Consider the following 22,214-nt stretch of genomic DNA (forward strand, 5'->3'; position numbering starts at 1 on the left):
TGCGGTCACCTCCGGGTCGCCGTGCGGCTGACCCACAGATTGATCAGGACGGCGCCGAGGAGCATCACGCCGAGGAAGGCCTTGAACCAGTCCGGGTTCCAGCCGGCGTAGACGATGCCCTGCTGCACCATGCCGAACATGAACGCACCGAAGACCGGGCCGATCGCGGAGCCGGCGCCGCCGGTCAGCAGACAGCCGCCGATCACCGCGGCGGAGATGTAGATGAGCTCCTGGCCCACGCCCTCGCCGGACTGCACGGTGTTGAAGGAGAACAGGTTGTGCATGCCGACGAACCAGGCGCCGAAGCCGACCAGCATGAACAGGGAGATCTTGGTGAAGGTCACCGGGACACCGACGGCCCGCGCGGAGTCCTTGTTGCCGCCGACGGCGAAGATCCAGTTGCCGTACTTGGTGCGCAGCAGTACCCAGGTCGCCAGCGCGGCGAAGACCAGCCAGTAGACGATGGTGATCTTGATCTGGACGCCGCCGACCTCGAAGGAGGAGGCGAAGATCTTCTTCGCTCCGGAGAAGCCGTCCATGGTGCTGATGTCGTCGGTGGCCACGTTGCCGGTGACCAGCTTGGTGACCGCCAGGTTCACGCCCTGCAGGATCAGGAACGTGCCCAGGGTGATCAGGAAGCTGGGCAGACCGGTCTTGACCACCAGCCAGCCGTTGAGGAACCCGATCGCCAGCGAGACGATCAGCGCGGCGATGACGCCCACCCACACGTTCACGGTGAGCTGGTAGGCGAGCATGCTCGCGGTGAGCGCCGAGGTGATGACCGCGACGCCGGAGGAGAGGTCGAACTCGCCGCCGATCATCAGCAGCGCCACCGGCAGCGCCATGATCCCGATGGTGGAGGACTGGTAGAGGATGTTGGCCATCGAACCGCCGTCACGCACCGGCGGGGCGGAGATGAGGAAGAACACCCACACCGCCACGGCACCGAGGAAGACACCGACGTCGGGACGCGCCAACAGGCGCAGTGCCAGGGATCGTTGAGCGGTGCGGCCGTCGGTCTCCTTCGGGCCGGGGGCCGGCGGTGTGGTCACCGCCGGCTCGGCATGCTGGGTCATACCCATCACCGGGTACCCTTCGAGGCGAACTCGGCGACCTTGTCGACGTTGGTCTTGTCGACGAAGGCGGGACCGGTCAGCACCGGCTGCTCACCGCCGCCCATGTAGTTGCCGTTGTTCTTGTAGAGCCACAGCGAGTCGATCGCCAGGTAGCCCTGGAGGTAGGGCTGCTGGTCCACCGCGAACTCGATGGTGCCCTTGCTGATGGCGCCCGTCAGGTCCTTGTTGAGGTCGAAGGTCGCGACCTTGGCCTTGCTGCCCGCGTCCGCCACCGACTGCACCGCGGTCAGCGCGAAGGGGGCGCCGAGGGTGACGACGTAGTCGATGGACTTGTCGCTGAGCTTGGCGGTGATCGTCGACTTCACGGACGGCATGTCGGTGCCGTTGACGTTCAGCGTCTGGAGCTTGCCGTCGAAGGTCTTGTCGACGCCGTCGCAGCGCTGGGTCAGGCCGATGTTGCCCTGCTCCTGGATGACACAGACGGCGTTCTTGGCGCCGGCCTCGTTCAGCCGCTTGCCGAGCGCCTCACCGGCCACGGTCTCGTCCTGGCCGAAGAACTCCATCAGACCGAGCTTCTGCCACTCGCTGACACCGGAGTTGAGGCCGACCACGGGGATGCCGGCCTTCTTCGCCTTGGCTATGACGTCCTTGAGGGCGTCCGGCTTGGCGAGGGTGACCGCGATGCCGTCGACCTTCTGGTCGATGGCGTTCTGGATGAGGTTGGCCTGGGTGGCGGCGCTCGGGTCGGCGGAGTAGATCAGCTTGACGTTGTCCTTGGCGGCCGCGGCCGTGGCGCCCTTGCGGACGATGTCCCAGAAGGTGTCACCGGCCGACTGGTGCGTGACCAGCGCGATCGTCATGCGCGGAGTGGAGGCCTTGCCCGCTGAGGCGCCGTCTGCGCTCTCCTCGGACTTCTTGCCCCCGGAGCTGCTGGAGCAGCCGGCGAGGGTCAGGGCAGCCGCCGCGGCGATCGCCACAACTGGGGCGAATCGACGAGAACGGGAGTGAGCAGAGCGGTCCATCTTTCCTGCACCTCACTGTGCTTACGGGGGAAAGGGAGAAAGATCTCGGGGGATTCCGAGGCCCGGGATCTTGGCATGTGCGGGTCGCGTGCCGCAAATACGGCGGTTGTACTGGGACGGGATTCCATCCCTTCCGGAGCCCGCTGTCAATACTTTGTTAAGACATCATTTCACAATCAGGTCCGAATGTAAGTACAAAGTCTTGACAGGGTTGCCCTCCGGGTCCTACATCTGAGAGGCGACAGGCCCCCTGGGACTCGAGGAGCGTCACACATGGCCGATTCATCCCAGCCCTTCGACTTGATCACGATCGGCCGCATAGGAGTTGATCTTTACCCACTTCAGACCGGCGTGCCACTGGGCGATGTGCAGAAGTTCGGAAAGTTTCTGGGTGGTTCGGCGGCCAACGTTTCGGTCGCGGCCGCCCGGCTGGGCCGCTCCGCCGCCGTGATCACCCGCACCGGTGACGACCCCTTCGGCAGCTATCTCCACACCGCGCTCAAGGAGTTCGGCGTCGACGACCGCTGGGTGACATCGGTGGCCGCGTACCCGACGCCGCTGACGTTCTGCGAGATCTTCCCGCCGGACGACTTCCCGCTGTACTTCTACCGCCGGCCCAAGGCTCCCGACCTGGAGATCCACACGGATGAGCTGGACTACTTCGCGATCCGCTCGGCCCGGATCTTCTGGATCACCGGCACCGGTCTGAGCGAGGAGCCCAGCCGCTCGGCCACGCTCGCCGCACTGAAGGCCCGCGCCAAGGCGGGTACCACCGTCTTCGACCTGGACTGGCGGCCGATGTTCTGGGGTGACCCGGAAGAGGCCCGGCCCTACTACGCGGAAGCCCTGCGCCACGCGACCGTGGCGGTCGGCAACCTCGACGAGTGCGAGATCGCCACCGGAGTGCGCGAACCCCGCGCCTGCGCGGAGGCCCTGCTGGCGGCCGGAGTCGAACTGGCCGTCGTCAAGCAGGGCCCCAAGGGTGTGCTCGCGGTCCATCGCGACGGCACGACCGCCGAGGTCCCGCCGGTCCCCGTCGAGGTGGTCAACGGCCTCGGCGCGGGCGACGCGTTCGGCGGCTCGCTCTGCCACGGTCTGCTGTCCGGCTGGGAGCTGGAGCGGATCATGCGGTACGCCAACGCGGCCGGCGCCCTCGTCGCCTCCCGTCTCGCCTGCTCCTCGGCGATGCCGACGGCGGCCGAGGTCGAGAGCCTGCTGAACGGAGTTCCGTCTTGAGCACCAGGATCCGCGACCTCGTCTCCCTCAGGGCCCGGCATCCGGAGGCGATCGCCGAGGCGGCCGCCCGCCGCGTGCGGCGCCCACTGCTGGGCGACAGCGGCCGGCTGATGATCGTGGCCGCCGACCACCCGGCCCGTGGCGCCCTCGGCGTCGGCGACCGCAGGCTCGCCATGGCCGACCGCGCCGACCTGCTGGAACGCCTCTGTGTCGCGCTGTCGCGCCCTGGCGTGGACGGGGTGCTGGCCACCGCGGACATCCTGGAGGACCTCCTCCTGCTCGGCGTGCTGGAGAACAAGGTCGTCATGGGCTCGATGAACCGCGGCGGCCTCGCGGGCGCCGCCTTCGAGCTGGACGACCGCTTCACCGGCCACCGCGCCCAGGACCTCGCCCGGCTCCGCTTCGACGCGGGCAAGCTGCTGCTGCGCATCGACTACGACGACCCGGGCTCGCTGACCACGTTGGAGTCGACGGCCCGCGCGATCGACGACATGGCGTCCCACCGGCTCCCCCTGTTCGTGGAACCGTTCATCTCCCGGCGGCTCGACGGCAGGGTCGTCAACGACCTCTCCCCCGAGGCCGTCACCAGGTCGATCGCCATCGCCTCGGGCCTCGGCGGCACCTCCGCGTACACCTGGCTGAAGCTGCCCGTGACCCACGACCCCGACGACATGGCGGAGGTCCTGGAGACCTCCACCCTGCCCGCGGTGCTGCTGGGCGGCGAGGTCGACGACCAGGAGGCCGCCTACGAGCGCTGGCGCAAGGCCCTCAGGCTGCCGACGGTCCAGGGCATGGTCGTGGGCCGGTCCCTGCTCTACCCGGCCGAGGGCAGCGTGGAGACGGCGGTCGACACGGCCGTCGGGCTGCTGTGACACGAGAGGTACGGAAGGCACGGAGGCACCGATGACGTATCACCTCCCCGCGGGAAAGGCCCTCGGCGGCCCCTACCTGGTCGACGTGTCCCCCGAGTCGGCCGGCTGGGGCTACTCCGCTCTGCGCGTCCTGGAGCTGCCACCGGGCGGCACCCACACCTTCGACACCGGCGAGAGCGAGTGGATCGTCCTCCCCCTGGCGGGCGGCTGCACGGTGACCACGGCCGACGAGTTCGGCGGTGACACGTTCCCGCTCCACGGCCGCGAGAGCGTGTTCACGGGCGTCAGCGACTTCGCGTATGTCCCACGCGATTCCCGTACGACGGTCTCGACGGCCGGCGGCGGACGGTTCGCCCTCACCGGCGCACGCTGCACGAGGCGGCTGCCCGCCCGCTACGGACCGGCGTCCGACGTCCCGGTGGAGCTGCGCGGCACCGGGAACTGCTCCCGGCAGGTCAACAACTTCGGTGCGGCCGCCCGCGCCGGAGACGCTGATGGACAGGGTTTCGAGTGCGACAAGCTCATCGCCGTCGAGGTGATCACCCCCGGCGGCAACTGGTCCTCCTTCCCGCCGCACAAGCACGACGAACATCGCCCGGGTGAGGAGTCGGTGCTCGAAGAGATCTACTACTTCGAGATCGACGGCCCGGGCGGCTGCGGCTACCAACGCGTTTCACCGTCCGGCCGGGGCCGCAACACCGACGTGCTGGCCGAAGTGCGGGGCGGTGACGTCGTGTTGATCCCGGACGGCTGGCACGGGCCCTCCATGGCCGTGCCCGGTCACCACATGTACTACCTCAACGTCATGGCGGGCCCCGAGGCCGAGCGCGGCTGGCTGATCTGCGACCACCCGGATCACGCCGGCATCCGCGACACCTGGCCCGACCAGCCGGTCGACCCCCGACTCCCCCTCTACACGGCACCGGAGAAGTCCTGATGAGCACGCCCACCCGCCGCCTGACCGTCGCCCAAGCCCTGGTGCGGTTCCTGTCCGTCCAGTACACCGAGCGGGACGGGGTGCGGCACCGGCTGATCGCCGGGACCTGGGGCATCTTCGGCCACGGCAACGTGGCGGGCCTCGGTCAGGCGCTGCTGGAGGCCGGCGAGGGGGTGATGCCGTTCCACCAGGGCCGCAACGAGCAGTCCATGGTGCACGCGGCCGTCGGTCACGCCCGCCACCTCGACCGGCTCTCCGCGCAGGCCGTGACGACGTCCATCGGCCCGGGCGCGACGAACCTGGTCACCGGCGCCGCCCTGGCGACGATCAACCGCATCCCGGTCCTGCTCCTGCCCGGCGACTACTTCGCCACCCGCACCGCCGACCCGCTCCTCCAGCAGCTCGAACACCCGACGGAGGCGGACGTGTCGGTCAACGACACCCTGCGCCCGGTCTCCCGGTACTTCGACCGCGTCACCCGCCCCGAAGCCCTGATCCCCTCGGCCCTGAACGCCATGCGAATCCTCGCCGACCCCGCCGAGACCGGCGCCGTCACCCTCGCCCTCCCCCAGGACGTCCAGGCGGAGGCCTACGACTGGCCGGAGGAGTTCTTCGCCGAGCGCGTGTGGCGCGTACGGCGTCCCGCTCCCGATCCCGTCGAGCTGGCCGAGGCGGTACGTGCCGTACGGTCCGCCTCCCGCCCCCTGATCGTCGCGGGCGGCGGCATCCACCACAGCAAGGCGGAAGAGGCCCTCAAGACCCTCGTGGACGCCACCGGTGTCCCGGTCGCGTCCACGCAGGCCGGCAAGGGCTCCCTGCGTCACGATCACCCCGCCGACCTCGGCGGCATCGGCCACACCGGCACGGCCGTCAGCGACGAACTCGCCCGCACCGCGGACCTGGTGATCGGGGTGGGGACGAGGTACACGGACTTCACCACCGCCTCGGGCACGCTCTTCCTCAACCCCGACGTCCGGTTCCTCAACCTCAACATCACCGGCTTCGACGCCCACAAGCTCGCGGCACGGACACTCGTGTGCGACGCCCGGGCAGGACTCACGGCGTTGACGGAGGCACTGTCCGGGCACCGTGTGAACTCGGCTTACGAGTCCCAGTACCGCACCGGCAAGGAACGCTGGGAGCAGGTGGTCGACGCGGCTTTCGACGCCGCCGACGAGAACGCCGTCCCGACCCAGACCCAGCTCCTCGGCGCCCTCGACGCGGTCGTCGGCGACGAGGACGTGGTGATCAACGCGGCGGGCTCACTCCCCGGCGACCTGCACAAACTCTGGCGGGCCCGCAGCCCCCGCCAGTACCACCTGGAGTACGGCTACTCCTGCATGGGCTACGAGATCCCGGCCGCGATCGGCGTCCAGCAGGCGAGCCCCGGCACACCCGTGTGGGCGCTGGTCGGTGACGGCACCTATCTGATGATGCCGACCGAGATCGTCACGGCCGTCCAGGAGGGCCTGCCGATCAACCTTGTCCTCATCCAGAACCACGGCTACGCCTCCATCGGCGGCCTCTCCGAGACGGTCGGCGCCGAGCGCTTCGGCACCGCCTACCGCTACCGGGCCGCCGACGGCACCTTCTCCGGCGCCCCGCTCCCCGTCGACCTCGCCGCCAACGCCGCCAGCCTCGGCATGGATGTGCTGCGCGCCAAGACGGTGCGCGAGCTGCGGGAGGCACTGAACGCGGCCCGCGCCTCGGACCGGCCGACCTGTGTGTACGTCGAGACCGACACCGCCAACCCGGCCGCTCCCCCGACCGAGGCCTGGTGGGACGTGCCGGTCGCCGAGGTCGCCGCCCGCGAGTCGGCCGTACGGGCCCGCGGGGAGTACGACCGCCAGGTCGCCGACCGCCGCCGCCACCTCTGAACCACCGCTCATGAAAGGCCCCGCACCATGAAGACCCTCACCCACTGGATCGACGGCAAGCCCGTCGAAGGCCTCTCCGGCCGCCACGGCGCCATCTACAACCCGGCGACCGGCGCACAGGAGAAGCAGGTCGCGTTCGCGACGGTCGACGAGGTGGACGCCGCCGTGGCCTCCGCCAAGGCCGCGTTCGAGAACTGGGGCACATCCTCGCTGGCCCGGCGCACGGCGGTCCTCTTCAAGTACCGCGAGCTCCTGGACGCCCACCGCGACGAGATCGCCGCGCTGATCACCGCCGAGCACGGCAAGGTGCACAGCGACGCGCTCGGCGAGGTGGCGCGCGGCATGGAGATCGTGGAGCTGGCCTGCGGGATCAGCGTGCAGCTGAAGGGCGAGCTGTCGACGCAGGTCTCGACCCGGGTCGACGTCGCCTCGATCCGGCAGCCGCTGGGCGTGGTCGCGGGCATCACTCCGTTCAACTTCCCGGCCATGGTGCCGATGTGGATGTTCCCGCTCGCCATCGCCTGCGGGAACACCTTCGTGCTCAAGCCCAGCGAGAAGGACCCGTCGGCCTCCTTCCGGCTGGCCGAACTCGCCTCCGAGGCGGGTCTGCCGGACGGTGTCCTGAACATCGTGCAGGGCGACAAGGTGGCCGTCGACCGTCTCCTGGAGCACCCCGACATCGAGGCGGTCTCCTTCGTCGGCTCGACACCGATCGCCAAGTACATCCAGCTCAAGGGGGTCGAGCACGGCAAGCGTGTGCAGGCCCTCGGCGGCGCCAAGAACCACATGCTGGTGCTGCCCGACGCCGACCTGGACTTCGCCGCCGACCAGGCGATCAACGCGGCCTACGGCTCGGCGGGCGAGCGCTGCATGGCCGTGTCGGTGGTCGTGGCGGTCGGCGACACGGGTGACGAACTGGTCGGCAAGATCGCCGAGCGGGCAAGGAACCTGACGATCGGCCCCGGCGACGACCCGTCGTCCGAGATGGGTCCGCTGATCACGCGCGAGCACCGCGACAAGGTGGCGTCCTACGTGACGTCGGCCGCCGAGCAGGGCGCGGTGGTCGTCGTCGACGGCACCGGACACTGCGTCGAGGGCCACGAGGACGGCTTCTTCCTCGGCGTCTCGCTGCTGGACAAGGTGCCGCTGACGGCGGACGCCTACCGGGACGAGATCTTCGGTCCCGTCCTGGTCGTGGTGCGAGCCGAGTCGTACGACGAGGCCATCAAGCTGATCAACGACTCCCGTTGGGGCAACGGCACCGCGATCTTCACCCGGGACGGCGGCGCCGCCCGCCGCTTCCAGCTGGAGGTCAAGGCGGGCATGGTCGGCGTGAACGTGCCGATCCCGGTCCCGGTCGGCTACCACTCCTTCGGCGGCTGGAAGGACTCCCTCTTCGGCGATCTGCACGTCTACGGCAATGACGGAGTCGCCTTCTACACCCAGGGGAAGGTGATCACCACGCGCTGGCCGGACCCGGCCGACGCGGGCATCAACCTCGGGTTCCCCAGCCACTCCTGACGTTTCCTCAGAAGGGAGGGACGTTCCATGGCGAAGACCGGCGGCTCCTCACGTGCCGCTACCGCCCCCGCACTCGATTCCCTGGACTTCGCCCTGGACCGGGGCAGTCCGGTGCCGCTCTACTACCAGCTCGCCCAGCAGCTGGAGGCGGCGATCGAGCACGGGGTCCTCGCCCCGGGAAACCTCCTGGGCAACGAGATAGACCTGTCCGTACGCCTCGGTCTGTCCCGGCCGACGGTCCGGCAGGCGATCCAGTCCCTCGTCGACAAGGGGCTGCTGGTCCGGCGGCGCGGGGTGGGCACGCAGGTGGTGCACAGCCAGGTCAAGCGCGGCCTCGAACTGAGCAGCCTCTACGACGACTTGGAGGCCGCCGGACAGGGGCCGACCACGGTCGTGGTGCGCAACGAGCACACCCCGGCGTCCGCCGACGTGGCCGCCGCGCTCGGTGTCGCGGAGGGCAGCGACGTCGTCGTCCTGGAGCGGCTGCGCGCCACACACGGCCAGCCGGTCGCGATCCTGTGCAACTACCTGCCCGCGACACTCCTCGAACTCGACTCCGCCCGGCTGGAGTCGACGGGCCTGTACCGGCTGATGCGCTCGGCGGGCATCACCCTGCACAGTGCCCGCCAGACCATAGGGGCCCGCTGCGCCACCGCCGAGGAGGCGGCACGCCTGGACGAGAAGACCGGGGCCGCGCTGCTGACGATGCAGCGCACGGCCTACGACGACACGGGCCGGCCGGTCGAGTACGGGACGCACATCTACCGTGCGTCCCGGTACGCGTTCGACTTCCAGCTGCTGGTCAGGTCTTGAGGCTCGCGGTGAACGGAGTGACCGGCCGCTCCTTGCGTTCGCCGTCCACGGTGATGTCGACGGCCTCGTTGTAGAAGGCGAGGAGTCCCTTGACCGGGACCACCGCGGGCAGCGGCTCCGGGTAACTCCACAGGATGTTGCGGGGGATGTCGCCCTCGCCGCGCCAGCTCCAGTACTCGGCCGTGCCCTTGTACGGGCAGCCGGTGCGGTGGTCGGTCGGGGTGAACAGGTCGAGGCGGATGTCCTCGCGGGGGATGTAGTACCGCGTGGGCAGCGAGGTCTCGAAGAGCAGTACCGGTCGCCGGCTGTCGGCGACGACGGTGCCGGCGACCTCGACCACGACATGGCGGCTGCTGGGCAGGGCGTCCACCCGTTTGTGCGGGTCACGGGGATGGATGAAGATCTCTTCCTCCTCCTCGTACCAGTGGTCCAGGCCGCTGTCCCAGTGCCGGAACCACTCGAAGGCGATGTGCCCGGCGAGGTCGTCGGCCGGGAAGGTCCACGCCGCGTTCTCCACGAGCTCCCCGTCGATTTCGAGGTCGTAGAAGGTCTGCGATCCGGTGTGGGCGCCGGTGCGCGGGTTCTTCGCCGGGCGGAGGAGGTCCGTGCGGACCTCCTCGCGGGGGAACGCGTAACACGGGACGGGCACGCCGGGCTCCCAGACGAGGACCGGGTGGCGGCTGTCGACGACGGCGACGTCGCGTTTGCAGCCGCGCACCCAGCGTTCACCGGGCTCCCAGAGCAGGCCTTCCGGCGTGGAGCGGATCGTCTTCGCGAACGGATGTGAGGTCATGGCCGGCACTCCTTCGGCTCCCTCACGAGCCTAGTGCGCCCCGTCCAGCCGGGCCCGCTGCTCCTCGGTCAGGTCCAGGTCGATCGCGGCCAGGTTCTCCTCCAGCTGAGCCACCGAGGACACTCCGGCCAGCGGGAGGAACGGCAGTGCGCCGCCGATCTGCCAGGCCAGGACGACCTGGTTGACGGTCGCACCGGTCTCGCGGGCCACGTCGCGCAGGACCTTCAGGCGGGCCGCGGTGCCCGGGTGATCGAAGTCGGCGGGGAGCCGGTCCGGGTGCGTGTAGGCGCCCTTGAGCAGGGGCGAGTAGGCGACCAGGGTCACGCCGGGCTCCTCGCGCAGATAGCCGAGGAGGTCGGGTCCCGCGTGGCCGAGGCTGCCGTCGGGGAAGAGGTCGTCGGGGACGTCGTAGCGGGGGCGGAGGTGGCTGTGGGCGTACTGGAACACCTCGTAGCCGGGCAGCCCGGCCGCGGCGGCGATCGACCGGGCGCGCTCGACCCGCCACACGGCGTGGTTGCTGACGCCGAGGAGGCCGACCGTGCCCTCGGCGACCAGTTCGGCGAAGCCCTCGACGGTCTCCCGCAGGGGCACCGCGTGGTCCTCGACATGGGCGTAGAGCAGATCCAGCTTGTCCACGCCGAGCCTCCCCCACGCTCGACTACGCTCGCGCGGGCGGTGCCCCCATCCGGCTTCGCTCGGCGGCCTCGCGGATCACCTTCGCGGACAGGCCCTCCGCGTTGTCGACATAGCTGGTGCCGGGGGCGAGCGGGCGGGCGCCGAGCTTGGTGGCGATCACGATCTCGCCGCCGATGCCGCGGCTGCGCCGCCAGCGCCCGAGAAGCTCCTCGCTCTGGCCGCCCTGGCCGCCGTCGGTCCAGAAGGCGTAGTTGTCGGAGGTGTCGATGAAGTTTCCGCCGGCCTCGACATAGCGGTCGAGCACGGCGAAGGCGGTCTCCTCGTCGGTGCGCGAGCCGAACAGCATCGCGCCGAGGCCGAGCACACTGACCTCGCGGCGGGTCTTGGGGTCGGTGCCGATGGTGCGGTACTTCATGGGATATCCCTCCCGTTCACGCATCCGCATTCGGGGTGCGCGAACGGGAGTCTGCATCTTGAAGTGCACTTCACGGCAAGGGGATTCACGCCTTGCCGGCGAACGGTCCCTCCAGAGCCGCCCATTGCAGCAGCATGATGGTCTTCGCGTCGGCGATCTCCCCCGCGCGGATCATCTCCAGGGCCCGGCGGAAGGGCAGTTCGAGGATCTCGATGTCCTCGCCCTCCTCCTCCAGGCCGCCGCCCTCGTGGGTGTGGGTCGAGGGGCCGTACTCGGCGGCGTAGAAGCTGACCCGTTCGGTCACGGACCCCGGGCTCATGTAGACGTCGAAGACGTGCCGGACCTCTCCGATGGTGTGCCCGGTCTCCTCGATGACCTCACGCCGTACCGCGATCTCGGGGTGCTCGTCATCGTCGTCGAGCAGCCCGCCCGGCGTTTCGATCAGCATGCCGTCGGGGTGACCGTTGACGTAGACGGGGAAGCGGAACTGCCGTGTGAGGAGGACGGTTTCGCGTTCGGCGTCGTAGAGCAGCATGGTGGCGCCGTTGCCGCGGTCGTGGGTCTCGCGCTGCTGGGTGCTCCAACTGCCGTCGGCGAGTTGGAGGTCGAAGGTGGTGGCCCGCTCGACGTACCAGTGGCTGGACAGGAGTTTCACATCGCGGACCTTGACGCGGGGGTTGCCGGTCAGGCCGAGGCCGGTGCGGTGCAGTCCGGTGCGGCCCCGGCCGTCGGGGGTGTCGATACCGGCGGTCATCGGGCGTCCCGGGTCGGGCGGAAGATCAACGTGGTCATGTCTCCCTGTCTATCAGCCCCGGGAGCTTCGGTGCGGGCACCACGGAGGCGTCCCGCGCTCCGTGGTGCTCCTTGGGCCTCAGCTCACATGCGCACCTTGGCGGTCATGGAGAACTCGTCGGCCTCGGCGAGGTCGAAGTCCCCGTGGTCGCTGCCGAGCCCCTGCGCCACCAGTGCCGCCGCCGCGCTGCCCAGAATGGCGGCCTCTCGCGGCGTGCGGTCGAGGCTGATGCCGCGCAGGAAGCCGGCGGAGAAGGCGTCGCCGCATCCGGTCGTGTCGACGACGTCGATCTCGAAGGCGGGGACGCTCTCGGTGCCCTCGGCGGTCACCAGCAGCGCGCCCTCACCACCGCGGGTGACGGCGACGAGCCCGGCCCCGGCGGCGACCAGCTTCTTCGCGCCGGCCACGAGGTCGTCCTCGCCGCTGAAGCCGAGCACCTGGTCGTCGTTGGGCAGCAGGAAGTCGACGTACGGGAGCAGCGGCTCGATCTGGTCGAAGGTGCCGAGCTCACCGGGGGCGAGAAGGTCCACGGAGGTGACGACGTCATGCTCCTTGGCGTGCGCCAGGATGCGTGCGGCGACCTCGGCGCCGATCAACTCCGGTCCGCCCAGGTGGAGATGGGTCGCCTCGGCGACCGCGTCCCAGGGGACGTCGTCGAGGCCGTAGGTGATGTTGGCGCCGAGGAGGTGGAGGGAGGGGCGGTCGCCGTTGGGCCGGATGGGCAGGACGCTCGCGGAGGTGGAGGTGTCGATGCGGCGGACGAGCAGGGCGGTGTCGATACCGGCCGTGTCGAGCAGCTGCACCAGCAGGTCGCCCGTCGGGTCGGTGCCGATCGCTCCGGCCGTACGCACCTGTGCGCCGAGCTTGGCGAGGGTGAGCGCGGTGCCGGCGGCCGTTCCGGCGGCGGTCATGCGTATGTCATCCACCAGGGTGGCGCCCTGCCCCTCGGGTATGGCCTCCACCGGCCGTACCAGCACGTCCAGTACGTGCACGCCCATCGTGACGACCTTCATCAGGTTCCCTCCTGCACAGGTGGTACGGATTGTGTGGTGCCGTAATTGCGCGCGATGGCGGCCTCGATGACCGCGAGTTGCTGCTGTTCGTCGAGGACGCGGGGCTGCCCGATGGCGGCCGCGCTCCGATACACCCCGCAGGCCCACTCCAGCAGCAGGGCGTGCTCGACCGCCTTGTCGAGCGTCGGCGCGTGGGTGACCGCGCCGTGGTTGGCCATCAGGGCTCCGCCGCGGCCCTCCAGCGCGGTGAGCACCGACTCGGCGAGTTCCGGGGTGCCGAAGGTGGCGTACGGTGCGACGCGTACGGTGCCGCCGAGGGTGAGCAACTGGTAGTGGATGCAGGGCAGTTCGTCGAGGACGAGGGAGAGCGCGGTCGCCATGGGCGCATGGGTGTGGACGACGGCGCCGGTGCCGTAGCGGTGGTAGACACCGAGGTGCAGGTCCAGTTCGGAGGTCGGCCGGAGGGTTCCGGACACGATCTTTCCGTCGAGGTCGACGACGGTCACCTGGTCCGGGGTGAGGTCGGCGAGGACCGCGCCGGTGGCGGTGATCGCGACCCGGTCGTCCGTGCGCACGCTGACGTTCCCGGCCGTGCCGATGAGGAGTCCCTCGGCGCCCAGCCGACGGCAGGCGTCGGCAACGGCGGCCCGCTCCCCGCTCCACGCCGAGCTTGAGTCGGTCATGCGCGCGACGCTAACCTAAACATGAAACAAAGTCACGTTCACGTTCGGAGGTTGTTGCGTGGCCGATCCCATCGCGGACACCGACTGGGCGGCGGGCGTCGCCTCGCTGCGCCGCACACCCCAGCAGGCCCGTAGCAAGGCCCGGCTCGCCCGGGTCCTGGAAACCGCCGAGCGCGTGCTGATCGAGGAGGGCGTCGAGGCGCTCACCACGACCCGGATCGCGGCCGAGGCCAGGGTCTCCGTCGGCTCGCTGTATCAGTATCTGCCGGACCGTGGGGCGATCATCGAGGCCCTCGCGGCCGGGTACTTCGCGAAGCTGGAAGCCGCGATGGACGACCTGGTCGGCGCGGCCGCCGCACAGCGCTGGGACGACCCGGTCGGCATCCTCATCGACGCGTTCGCCTCCATCTACCGCACCGAACACGGCTTCCGCGCCCTGTGGTTCGGCAGCGGTCTCACCGAACAGACCCGGGCCGCCGACCGGGAGCACAAGCGCCGTATGGCCGACGGCATCCGCCGTATCCTCCTCGCCCTCGACCTCGCCGAGGACGACGAGGCGCTGGCCCGCACCTGTCACGCGGCCATGCTCGTGGCCGACGCTCTCGCCCAGGAGGCGTTCCGGCGGGACAGGGCGGGGGACGCGGCGCTGCTGGACGAGGCGAAGGTCATGCTGCGGGGGTATCTGGGGGAGGTGGCGGCGCGCTATCGGGGCGGGGCGACACGGGGCGACCGCTGAAACGCGACCGGCGGACCTGCCTCAGGCAGATCCGCCGGTGAACACCGTCGGGACGACAGGATTTGAACCTGCGACCCCTTGACCCCCAGTCAAGTGCGCTACCAAGCTGCGCCACGTCCCGGTGCGTTTTCGCGCGGTGAACCGCGTGATCGCGCGAAGAGCACTTTACCCCACGTGGTGGGCCGCTTCGAAGACGGCCCGGGCCGCGCGGGACAATCGGCGTATGGGCAGTACATCCTCAGGACAGCAGGCCGACGCCAGGGACCGGGACAACGAGGGGCGGGCACGCAACGCCCGGCCCCGGGACGGGCTCGGGCGGCCCCTGCCGTACGGCGCGGACGGGGTGGAGCGGCAGCCGGAGGGGGTCGTACGCACCCCCGAGCGGAGCGTCGCTGAGGCCCAGGAGCTGCTGGACGCGGGCAAGCCCTTCCATGCGCACGAGGTCTTCGAGGACGCCTGGAAGTCCGGGCCCGAGGAGGAGCGGGCCCTGTGGCGGGGCCTGGCCCAGCTCGCGGTCGGCCTCACGCACGCGGCCCGGGGCAACGTCACGGGCGGGGCGCGGCTGCTGCGGCGCGGGGCGGGGGCGATCGAGGAGTGGGCGTCGGCCCCGGGGCACTCCCAGCCGTACGGAATGGATCCGGCCGGGCTCGCGGGGTGGGCCCGGGAGCTGGCGGAGGACGTGGAGCGGGGCGGCGGGCCCGTGGACGCGAAGGGACGGGCACCGCGCCTGCGACAGTGACGCCGGAGGCGGCGCCGCCCGGAGCGCGTCGAGCCGTGGGCGCGCACCCGGGTCTCGGGCCGGACCCGGCCCAGAAGGAGTCCGGGAGCGCGTACAGCCGCGGCACGGCGCCGGACCTCGGGCGCCCCGACACCCGGCCCCGCACCGCGCCCCTGCCTCACAACTCCGACCCGCCCCCGTCACGCCCCCGACCTGGACGCGGTGCCGTCACTGTCGGTGCCGTACGGCAGACTCGGGGCGTGCGAAAGATTCATGTCATCGGTATCGGCGCGGGCGACCCCGACCAGCTCACCCTCCAGGCGGTCAGGGCGCTGCGGAGCACGGACGTGTTCTTCGTCCTGGACAAGGGCGAGGTGAAGAGCGACCTGACGGATCTGCGCCGGGACATGCTGGAGGCGCACATACCCGAGGGGACGTATCGCGTCGTCGAGGCGCGGGATCCGGAGCGGGACCGCAGGGCGGGCGGTGCGGCCTACTCGCCCGCCGTCGGGGACTGGCGCAGCGCCCGTGCCGAGATCTACGAGCGGCTGATCACCGAGGAACTGGGCGCGGACGAGAGCGGTGCGTTCCTGGTGTGGGGCGACCCCGCGCTGTACGACAGCACGCTCGGAATCCTGGAGGAGATCCTCGACCGGGGTGCCGTCGGCTTCGAGTACGACGTCGTGCCCGGCATCAGCAGTGTCTCCGCCCTCGTCGCCCGGCATCGCACCGGACTGAACCGGGTCGCCCGGCCCGTGCAGATCACCACCGGACGGCGGCTCGCCGAAGGATTCCCCGAGGGCGTGGACGACGTGGTCGTGATGCTCGACGCCCACCAGACCTTCCGGCAGTACGCGGACGAGGACATCGACATCTACTGGGGCGCCTACATCGGCACCCCGGACGAGATCCTCGCCTCGGGTCCGATCGCCGAGGCCGCGCCCCGGATCGAGCGGCTGCGGGCCGAGGCCCGGGAGCGCAAAGGCTGGATCATGGACACGTATCTCCTGCGCCGCAACCCCGGGGAGCGGTAGGGCACCCGAGCGGCCCCGTCCCGCATGCGTCACTGGGCCACCGGTGTGACCGTGGCCTCGTGACCGTCACCGAGGAAACCGCGCCGCCCGCCGCAGAGCCGCCGGTACTGGACAAGCGTCGCCGCAACGTCGTCTTCGTGACGATCATGCTGGGCATGCTGCTGGCCGCCCTGGACCAGACGATCGTCGGCACGGCCCTGCCGACGATCGTGTCGGACCTGGGCGGCGCCGAGCACATGTCGTGGGTGGTCACCTCCTATCTGCTCGCGGAGACCGTCTCAACGGTCCTGGTGGGCAAGTTCGGCGACCTGTTCGGCCGCAAGGTGGTCTTCCAGGTATCGGCGATCGTGTTCATCACGGGTTCGTTCCTGTGCGGTCTCGCCGGGAACATGACGTTGCTGATCGTCTGGCGGGCGATGCAGGGCATCGGCGCGGGCGGTCTGATGGTGACGTCGATGGCCCTCATCGCCGACGTCATCCCGCTGCGGGAGCGCGGCAAGTACCAGGGCGCCATCGGTGCCGTCTTCGGTGTCGCGACCGTCATCGGGCCGCTGCTGGGTGGTCTGTTCACCGACCATCTGACCTGGCGCTGGGCGTTCTACGTCAACGTCCCGATCGCCGTCGTCGTCGTCTTCGCGGCCGCCCGCACGATCCCGGTGGTGAAGTCGGCCTCCCGGCCGATCATCGACTATCTCGGCATCGCACTGGTCGCGGTCGGCGCCAGCGCGCTGATCCTGGCGACGAGTTGGGGCGGCAACGAGTACGCGTGGGGTTCGGGCGTCATCATCGGCCTGTTCGTCGGCGGCACCGTCGCCCTCGGTCTGTTCTGCTGGGCGGAGACCCGGGCGCCGGAACCGATGCTGCCCATGCGGCTGTTCAGGAACCCGGTGTTCACGGTCTGCTCGATCCTCAGTTTCATCGTCGGCTTCGCCATGCTCGGCGCGATGACCTATCTGCCGAGCTATCTGCAGTACGTCGACGGCGACTCGGCCACGGTCTCCGGGGTACGGACGCTGCCGATGGTCATCGGCCTGCTCATCGCGTCCGTCGCGAGCGGCAACGTGGTCAGCAAGACCGGGCACTACCGGATCTTCCCGATCGTCGGCTCCCTGGTGATGGGGATCGGGCTGTATCTGATGTCCCTGATGGGGCCGGGCACCGGGACCTGGCTGGAGTCGCTGTACATGTTCGTGCTCGGCACCGGAATCGGTCTGTGCATGCAGGTGCTGACGATCGCCGTGCAGAACACCGTCGACTACACCGACCTGGGCACCGCCACCTCCGGTGTCACCTTCTTCCGTACGCTGGGCAGTTCGTTCGGCACGGCCGTCTTCGGCACCATCTACGCCAACTCGCTCAAGCCCAACCTCGAGGACGGCATCGCGCGGGCCGCGCAGACCGGCAGCGGCCTCGACCCGGCGGCCATCGCCAAGGCGGCGACCAGTCCGGAGGGCGTGCACAACCTGCCCGCGGAGGTGGCCTCCCCGATCATCGACGCCTACGCCGACACCATCCAGACCGTCTTCCTGTGGACGGTGCCGGTCGCGGCGCTGGGCTTCGTGGTCGCCCTGTTCCTCAAGCAGGTTCAGCTGCGCGACAGCGCGCGGGCGGGCTCGACCGACATGGGCGAGGGCTTCGGGCAGCCGTCCGGCGCGGACTCGCAGCGGGTACTGGAAGCAGCGGTCGGGAAGATCATCGGCACCACGGGCCTTGAGGACGCGCGTCGGATCGTCGCCGCGTCCGACACCCGTCTGGACATCGCCGGAGCCTGGGCGGTGATGCAGGTGGAGCTGTTCACGCGGATGACGGGCCACGCCAGTCTGGGCCTGATGGCCGCCCGCCGTCACATGCCGCCCGAGGTACTGCTGCCGGTCTTCGACCGGATGGTCGATGAGGGCTATCTGACCCGCGCCGGCAACCTCTTCTCGCACACCGACGCGGGCACCCGCGAGGCCCATGTCATCGGCAAGGCCTGGGCCACGTGGCTGGAGGAGCGGGTGCAGGAGGACATCGGCCGCCCGGCGGGCACGGATCTGCGGGCCGCGGTCGACACGATCTCCAAGCGCCTGCTGGTGGAGGACCTGGGCAACGGCCTGACGGAACGGCCCAGGGAACTGGCCTCCACCCACTGAGAATCCATGTGCGGGACGGGCCGGAAAGTCGTCATACTCCCGGCATGCCTCCCGTCCGCTTCCATGATCCCGGCCTCGACGCGCACCACTTCAGCGACTCGGTGCTGGTCCGCTGCCCGCGCTGCGACCGGATCGCGCACTTCGAGCGGAGCGCACCGCCGCAGCCTCGGGTGATCTGCCGGTCCTGCGGTCTGTGCCGGCCCACGAACCGGTGCGCCTGGCCGAAGCTGTGGCTGCGCACCGAGACCCGTCACGGTGTCGTGTGGGCGTACAGCCTCGAACACCTCGACCTGCTCAGGCGGTTCGTGGCGGCGGACCTGCGCGAGCGTGATCCCTGGTACGAGCACGGGCGCAAGATGACGTACATCGGCCGGCTCCCCGTCTGGATCAAGAGTGCCAAGAACCGCACCGAGGTGCTGCGCGCCATCGACCGCATGCGGGCCTCGGTCATCTCCGGCTGAGGCCCAGCCGCTCCAGGACCCCGGCGACATCGGGCACCGTCTCCATGTCCGCGGGCAGCGGGGGACGTCGTACGACCACGACGGGCAACGCCAGTCGGCGTGCGGCCGTGAGTTTCGCGGCTGTCGCCGCTCCCCCGCTGTCCTTCGTCACCACGACGTCGATGCAGTGCGTGGACAGCAGCGCGGACTCGTCGTCCTCGGTGAACGGGCCGCGTGCCAGCAGGACTTCGGTGCGCGGTGGCATCGGCGGCTCGGGCAGTTCCACGGAGCGTACGACGAAGTGGAGTTCGGTCAGGTGAGCGAAGGCCGCGAGGCCCAGGCGGCCGGTGGTGAGGAACACTCGGGGGCCCAGCAGTGGCAGCAGGCCGGCGGCCTCCGCCAGTGAACCGACCGGATACCAGCGGTCCTCGGGACCGGGCCGCCACCCCGGGCGGCGCAGCACCACCGCCGGTACGCCGGTCGCGGCGGCGGCCCGGGCCGCGTTTCCCGTGATGGTCTCGGCGAACGGATGCGTGGCGTCGACGAGAGCGTCCACCTTCTGCTCGCGCAGCCAGTCGGCGAGGCCCTCCACACCGCCGAACCCTCCGATGCGTATGTCCCCGGTGACGGCTCCGGGCCGGGTCACCCGGCCCGCGAGGGAGGTGGTGACGCGGATGCCGGGGAGCGCGGTGAGCGCGGCGGCGAGTTCACGGGCCTCGGTGGTGCCGCCGAGGATGAGGACGTGGGGGGCCATGAAGGAGAGCGTACGAAGGGCGTGCGGGAGAGCGGGCACGGGGGGTTCGTTCGATTTCCGCTGTCTATACGGTTCGACACGGCCGCCGCTACACTTCGCCGGTGCAGGGACTTCCTTGGATACATTTTCGCGTATTTCGGATTGCCGGGGCAGCACTCTTGGCGTTGTTCGCCACTCTCCTCTGCTATCGAGTTGCGCCCGAGATGATGTGGACCGTCGAGACCGTGGGCAAGGATTTCACGGCCGACGAAGAGACCCCCGATGAAGTCACCTACTGGCTCGGCTTCTCCGAAGGACAGGAGAAGCGCACCTCGACCTATTCGCTTTCCTTCACCGAGAACAGCAGCGGTGAACTCGAGATCAGCGGCGAGGAAGTCCTCACCGTGCCCCTGGGTGATCCCCTGGCCGCGGTACTGCGGCACGGTGGCGTCACATCCGACTGGTCGAACTTCGTGTGGGCGATGGCCTGCTCCGTCCACACCCCCGCTTCCGGCTGGACCTATCCCCAGGCGCCACGGATCACCGTCCGCGACGATCAGGTCATCGCGAGTTTCCCGATCCCCCGCACCACGCTCGATCTGACGGACGCGACGTCGATCGGTTTCTATTGCGGCTATGACAGCAGCGGCAGGAACACCCCTCCGATAGGCCGGCGCGACTTCGATTTCACCGCGGAAGGGTATTCGTTCACCGGAATATACGAGGCGAATCCATACGTTCAGGAACCGCACTCGGTCAAGGTCCGCACCCAGGAGCCCGACGCAGGATTCCACATCTACCTGGCCCCGGACGGCAGCGGTGCCGCTCTCGCCACCGAGGAGAGAACGGAACCCGCGGACGCCCTCCGCAACGAGCTGGCACTGGTGCTCGCGGCCGCCGGCATCGGCCTGTTGCTGGCGCGTTCCCGGTTTCCCCGTGTCCCCGTGGGCGTCTGCGTCGCGGTGACGGGGATCAGTACGACGACCGGCTTCGTTCTCGGCACCTCGGACAGTTCCCTTCTCCAGGACGGAACGCCGGGGACGTTCCTGATCGACCTCTCCTTCGCGTGGTGGAGTCTGCTGCTGCCCGCCCTGCTGGTCATCGCCGTCACCCGCCATCGGGAGAACCAGGGTCGGCCACCGCTCCCGCGCCTGCTGAGGTACGGCACGGCCGTGCCCTTCGCCGCCGTGGTCCTGGCTGTGCTGGCGGTGCTCGTCCGGTACGCCGACCGGGTGGAGGGCCCACGGCTCGTCGCCATCGGCTGCATGGCGGTCTCCGCGCTCACCTGGGCCTCGGTGATGCTCGGGCGCGGCCCGTGGGCGGGCGCGGGGCTGGGCTCCCTGTTGTTCACCGGTCTCTGGCTCGCGCCCCTGCTGGAGGCTCCCCTTCCGGTCGGCCCCACGTTCGCCCTGGCGGTCGGCTGCTCGCTCTCCTGGGCCGCCGCACTGACGTTCTGCGCGCGCGGTCTCGGTGACTGGCGCATCGGCGCCCTGGCCCTGGCCGCCTTCTGCGCCGCCCTGTGCCTCTTCCCCGCGAGCAAGTACCTCACCTGGAGCGGGGACGACGCTCTCTTCCGGGTGGTGGCCGACGCCACGGCCTCTTCCGTCGCCTACGGGCTGATCGAGCTCGCGGCTCTGGCCACCGCGGCGGCCTGCGCCGCCGTCGTCCTGCGGCGGGGTGCCGACGCGGACGCCATGCGCGACGGCGGCGTCCGCCTGTGCGGCGTACTGCTCGTCGGCCTGTCGATCAGTCCGCTGATGGCCAACGTGTCCTTCATGGCCAGCGATGTGATCGCCTGCGTCCTCGGAGTGATCACCTTCTGGTTCCTGCTGCCGAGGACCAAAGCGGAATTCGCCTACCGCCTCTCCCGGCTCAGCCCCGGAGCCTATGTGCGTCTGATGCACGCGGAGGCACGCAACCGGCTCCACCGGCAGGCCTGGATGGGTTTCCACAAGTCGGCTCACAGCTCACTGAGCGCCGAGGAAACCGGGGCCAGGGAATTCGAGATGAAGTGGCGTGACTTCGCCGAGCGGCCCATCCCGCTCAGAAACAAGCACTTCGTCTCGACGAACCCCGCACTGGCCAGCAGCGCCGCCCGGACACCCCGTCAGAACGCACTGGAAACCGGGATCCTGGGCCTGGTGTTCGCCACCCCCGTGATCGTCATCGACCTGCGCTCCTGGGAATCGGTCTTTCCCGCCGTCTCATTCACCGAGCTCACCATGCTCGCGCTGCACATCCTCCGCTGGGTCGTTTACGCGGCGTTCTACGGCTACTTCTACCCGAGGCTTCCCGGGCAGGTTCCGGTCGCCAAGTCGACGTTCTTCCTCCTGGCGGTCCTCCTCCCCGAACTGACCCTCATCCCCTTGTCCGCGCCGTATTCCACCCGCGAGACACTGACCGTTCTGCTGCTGCGCACCGGAGAAATCGTCGTCTTCTGCTACGGCCTGGGACTGTCCTGGGAGATCCGGCTGGCCCGGCTGGCCGGCCTGCCGTGGAGCGGACTGCGCGATCTGCGCCGGCTCTCCACGGTCACCGCGCCCGCTGCCACCGTGATCGTGGCCATGGCCACCACGGTCGCGACCGCGCTGGCGGGTGCGGCGACCGTGGCGATGCTCCAGTCCGGCCCGGCCAACCCCGAGTCGCCCGCCGTTCCGCAGAGCCCCTCACCCGCGAGCCCGACCGCCACGCCCTGAAGTGTGGGGGTCGTGTGGCATGCGTTCGGATCGCTCCG

General features: G+C 70.0%; 19 protein-coding genes, 1 tRNA gene and 1 pseudogene. 12 read left to right on the forward strand and 9 right to left on the reverse strand.

Annotated elements, in window-relative coordinates:
* Nucleotides 1–5: 5 nt before the first annotated feature.
* Both TN53_RS06495 and TN53_RS06500 read right to left on the reverse strand, forming a co-directional pair.
* Nucleotides 6–1,082 carry an ABC transporter permease gene (locus TN53_RS06495; RefSeq protein ID WP_046257399.1) on the reverse strand — a complete coding sequence of 359 codons (1,077 nt, stop codon included), beginning with the start codon at nucleotides 1,080–1,082 and terminating at the stop codon, nucleotides 6–8.
* A complete protein-coding gene (locus tag TN53_RS06500; RefSeq protein ID WP_046257400.1) occupies nucleotides 1,082–2,098 on the reverse strand; it encodes a sugar ABC transporter substrate-binding protein in 1,017 nt (338 codons plus the stop codon). The genes TN53_RS06495 and TN53_RS06500 overlap by 1 nt, the downstream gene beginning before the upstream one ends.
* A 273-nt stretch (nucleotides 2,099–2,371) precedes the next feature.
* Between TN53_RS06500 and iolC the strand changes: the two genes are divergently transcribed.
* Genes iolC through TN53_RS06530 form a run of 6 tightly spaced genes read left to right on the forward strand, consistent with a single transcriptional unit; the run spans nucleotide 2,372 to nucleotide 9,354 of the window.
* The gene (gene iolC, locus TN53_RS06505; RefSeq protein WP_046257401.1) at nucleotides 2,372–3,334 is read left to right on the forward strand and encodes a 5-dehydro-2-deoxygluconokinase; all 963 of its coding nucleotides are present in this window, start codon (nucleotides 2,372–2,374) and stop codon (nucleotides 3,332–3,334) included.
* Nucleotides 3,331–4,206, forward strand: coding sequence for a Cgl0159 family (beta/alpha)8-fold protein (locus TN53_RS06510; protein WP_046257402.1), 876 nt, complete (start codon nucleotides 3,331–3,333; stop codon nucleotides 4,204–4,206). Before iolC ends, TN53_RS06510 begins: the two co-directional genes overlap by 4 nt.
* A 31-nt stretch (nucleotides 4,207–4,237) precedes the next feature.
* On the forward strand, nucleotides 4,238–5,143 hold the full coding sequence (iolB, locus tag TN53_RS06515) for a 5-deoxy-glucuronate isomerase (protein WP_046257403.1): 906 nt from the start codon (nucleotides 4,238–4,240) through the stop codon (nucleotides 5,141–5,143).
* Nucleotides 5,143–7,020 carry a 3D-(3,5/4)-trihydroxycyclohexane-1,2-dione acylhydrolase (decyclizing) gene (gene iolD, locus TN53_RS06520; protein WP_046257404.1) on the forward strand — a complete coding sequence of 626 codons (1,878 nt, stop codon included), beginning with the start codon at nucleotides 5,143–5,145 and terminating at the stop codon, nucleotides 7,018–7,020. Before iolB ends, iolD begins: the two co-directional genes overlap by 1 nt.
* A 27-nt stretch (nucleotides 7,021–7,047) precedes the next feature.
* Nucleotides 7,048–8,541, forward strand: coding sequence for a CoA-acylating methylmalonate-semialdehyde dehydrogenase (locus TN53_RS06525; RefSeq protein ID WP_046257405.1), 1,494 nt, complete (start codon nucleotides 7,048–7,050; stop codon nucleotides 8,539–8,541).
* Nucleotides 8,542–8,568: 27 nt separating this feature from the next.
* Complete coding sequence (locus tag TN53_RS06530) at nucleotides 8,569–9,354, forward strand: GntR family transcriptional regulator (protein ID WP_046257406.1); 786 nt, start codon at nucleotides 8,569–8,571, stop codon at nucleotides 9,352–9,354.
* Here TN53_RS06530 and TN53_RS06535 read toward each other — a convergent pair.
* The 5 genes and pseudogenes from TN53_RS06535 to TN53_RS06555 form a co-directional block, all read right to left on the reverse strand.
* Complete coding sequence (locus TN53_RS06535) at nucleotides 9,344–10,147, reverse strand: DUF427 domain-containing protein (RefSeq protein ID WP_046257407.1); 804 nt, start codon at nucleotides 10,145–10,147, stop codon at nucleotides 9,344–9,346. The genes TN53_RS06530 and TN53_RS06535 overlap by 11 nt on opposite strands.
* Before the next feature lie 30 nt (nucleotides 10,148–10,177).
* A pseudogene (locus TN53_RS06540) lies at nucleotides 10,178–11,198 on the reverse strand (aldo/keto reductase).
* Nucleotides 11,199–11,283: 85 nt separating this feature from the next.
* The gene (locus TN53_RS06545) at nucleotides 11,284–11,952 is read right to left on the reverse strand and encodes an NUDIX domain-containing protein (RefSeq protein WP_046257408.1); all 669 of its coding nucleotides are present in this window, start codon (nucleotides 11,950–11,952) and stop codon (nucleotides 11,284–11,286) included.
* Nucleotides 11,953–12,074: 122 nt separating this feature from the next.
* Nucleotides 12,075–13,004: a carbohydrate kinase family protein gene (locus TN53_RS06550; RefSeq protein WP_046257409.1), complete on the reverse strand. Its 930-nt coding sequence runs from the start codon at nucleotides 13,002–13,004 to the stop codon at nucleotides 12,075–12,077.
* Entirely contained in the window at nucleotides 13,004–13,687 is a 684-nt protein-coding gene (locus tag TN53_RS06555; RefSeq protein ID WP_046257410.1) for a class II aldolase/adducin family protein, read from the reverse strand. The genes TN53_RS06550 and TN53_RS06555 overlap by 1 nt, the downstream gene beginning before the upstream one ends.
* 58 nt (nucleotides 13,688–13,745) lie before the next feature.
* Between TN53_RS06555 and TN53_RS06560 the strand changes: the two genes are divergently transcribed.
* The gene (locus tag TN53_RS06560) at nucleotides 13,746–14,423 is read left to right on the forward strand and encodes a TetR/AcrR family transcriptional regulator (RefSeq protein WP_095046331.1); all 678 of its coding nucleotides are present in this window, start codon (nucleotides 13,746–13,748) and stop codon (nucleotides 14,421–14,423) included.
* A gap of 47 nt (nucleotides 14,424–14,470) precedes the next feature.
* On the opposite strand, the gene TN53_RS06565 is transcribed toward TN53_RS06560, so the two are convergent.
* A tRNA-Pro gene (locus tag TN53_RS06565) sits at nucleotides 14,471–14,544 on the reverse strand.
* A gap of 102 nt (nucleotides 14,545–14,646) precedes the next feature.
* On the opposite strand from TN53_RS06565, the gene TN53_RS06570 reads away from it, so the two are divergent.
* The 4 genes from TN53_RS06570 to TN53_RS06585 all read left to right on the forward strand — a co-directional run bounded on the left by TN53_RS06570 (nucleotide 14,647) and on the right by TN53_RS06585 (nucleotide 18,768).
* Entirely contained in the window at nucleotides 14,647–15,162 is a 516-nt protein-coding gene (locus TN53_RS06570) for a DUF309 domain-containing protein (protein ID WP_046257411.1), read from the forward strand.
* A gap of 239 nt (nucleotides 15,163–15,401) precedes the next feature.
* Complete coding sequence (gene cobF / locus TN53_RS06575) at nucleotides 15,402–16,175, forward strand: precorrin-6A synthase (deacetylating) (RefSeq protein ID WP_046257465.1); 774 nt, start codon at nucleotides 15,402–15,404, stop codon at nucleotides 16,173–16,175.
* Between the two features lie 59 nt (nucleotides 16,176–16,234).
* Nucleotides 16,235–18,307 carry an MDR family MFS transporter gene (locus TN53_RS06580; protein ID WP_046257412.1) on the forward strand — a complete coding sequence of 691 codons (2,073 nt, stop codon included), beginning with the start codon at nucleotides 16,235–16,237 and terminating at the stop codon, nucleotides 18,305–18,307.
* A 44-nt stretch (nucleotides 18,308–18,351) separates the two neighbouring features.
* Nucleotides 18,352–18,768 (forward strand): hypothetical protein, encoded by a 417-nt coding sequence (locus tag TN53_RS06585; protein ID WP_046257413.1) that lies wholly within the window; start codon nucleotides 18,352–18,354, stop codon nucleotides 18,766–18,768.
* Here the strand turns inward: TN53_RS06585 and TN53_RS06590 are convergent.
* On the reverse strand, nucleotides 18,755–19,501 hold the full coding sequence (locus tag TN53_RS06590; RefSeq protein WP_046257466.1) for a cobalt-precorrin-6A reductase: 747 nt from the start codon (nucleotides 19,499–19,501) through the stop codon (nucleotides 18,755–18,757). The genes TN53_RS06585 and TN53_RS06590 overlap by 14 nt on opposite strands.
* A gap of 224 nt (nucleotides 19,502–19,725) precedes the next feature.
* Here TN53_RS06590 and TN53_RS06595 point away from each other — a divergent pair, with 224 nt between their 5' ends.
* Nucleotides 19,726–22,176 (forward strand): hypothetical protein, encoded by a 2,451-nt coding sequence (locus TN53_RS06595; protein ID WP_159038104.1) that lies wholly within the window; start codon nucleotides 19,726–19,728, stop codon nucleotides 22,174–22,176.
* Nucleotides 22,177–22,214: the final 38 nt, after the last annotated feature.

The sequence above is a fragment of the Streptomyces sp. WM6386 genome (assembly GCF_000972385.1).
Lineage (GTDB): Bacteria > Actinomycetota > Actinomycetes > Streptomycetales > Streptomycetaceae > Streptomyces.

Bases quoted from the DNA above. Each gene is read 5' to 3' on its own strand.
- TN53_RS06585 (WP_046257413.1), top strand. From the start codon at position 18,352: ATGCCTCCCGTCCGCTTCCATGATCCCGGCCTCGACGCGCACCACTTC.
- TN53_RS06550 (WP_046257409.1), bottom strand. From the start codon at position 13,004: ATGAAGGTCGTCACGATGGGCGTGCACGTACTGGACGTGCTGGTACGG.
- TN53_RS06545 (WP_046257408.1), bottom strand. From the start codon at position 11,952: ATGACCGCCGGTATCGACACCCCCGACGGCCGGGGCCGCACCGGACTG.
- iolC (WP_046257401.1), top strand. From the start codon at position 2,372: ATGGCCGATTCATCCCAGCCCTTCGACTTGATCACGATCGGCCGCATA.
- TN53_RS06495 (WP_046257399.1), bottom strand. From the start codon at position 1,082: ATGGGTATGACCCAGCATGCCGAGCCGGCGGTGACCACACCGCCGGCC.
- TN53_RS06535 (WP_046257407.1), bottom strand. From the start codon at position 10,147: ATGACCTCACATCCGTTCGCGAAGACGATCCGCTCCACGCCGGAAGGC.
- TN53_RS06500 (WP_046257400.1), bottom strand. From the start codon at position 2,098: ATGGACCGCTCTGCTCACTCCCGTTCTCGTCGATTCGCCCCAGTTGTG.
- TN53_RS06530 (WP_046257406.1), top strand. From the start codon at position 8,569: ATGGCGAAGACCGGCGGCTCCTCACGTGCCGCTACCGCCCCCGCACTC.
- TN53_RS06525 (WP_046257405.1), top strand. From the start codon at position 7,048: ATGAAGACCCTCACCCACTGGATCGACGGCAAGCCCGTCGAAGGCCTC.
- iolB (WP_046257403.1), top strand. From the start codon at position 4,238: ATGACGTATCACCTCCCCGCGGGAAAGGCCCTCGGCGGCCCCTACCTG.
- TN53_RS06570 (WP_046257411.1), top strand. From the start codon at position 14,647: ATGGGCAGTACATCCTCAGGACAGCAGGCCGACGCCAGGGACCGGGAC.
- iolD (WP_046257404.1), top strand. From the start codon at position 5,143: ATGAGCACGCCCACCCGCCGCCTGACCGTCGCCCAAGCCCTGGTGCGG.
- TN53_RS06590 (WP_046257466.1), bottom strand. From the start codon at position 19,501: ATGGCCCCCCACGTCCTCATCCTCGGCGGCACCACCGAGGCCCGTGAA.
- TN53_RS06555 (WP_046257410.1), bottom strand. From the start codon at position 13,687: ATGACCGACTCAAGCTCGGCGTGGAGCGGGGAGCGGGCCGCCGTTGCC.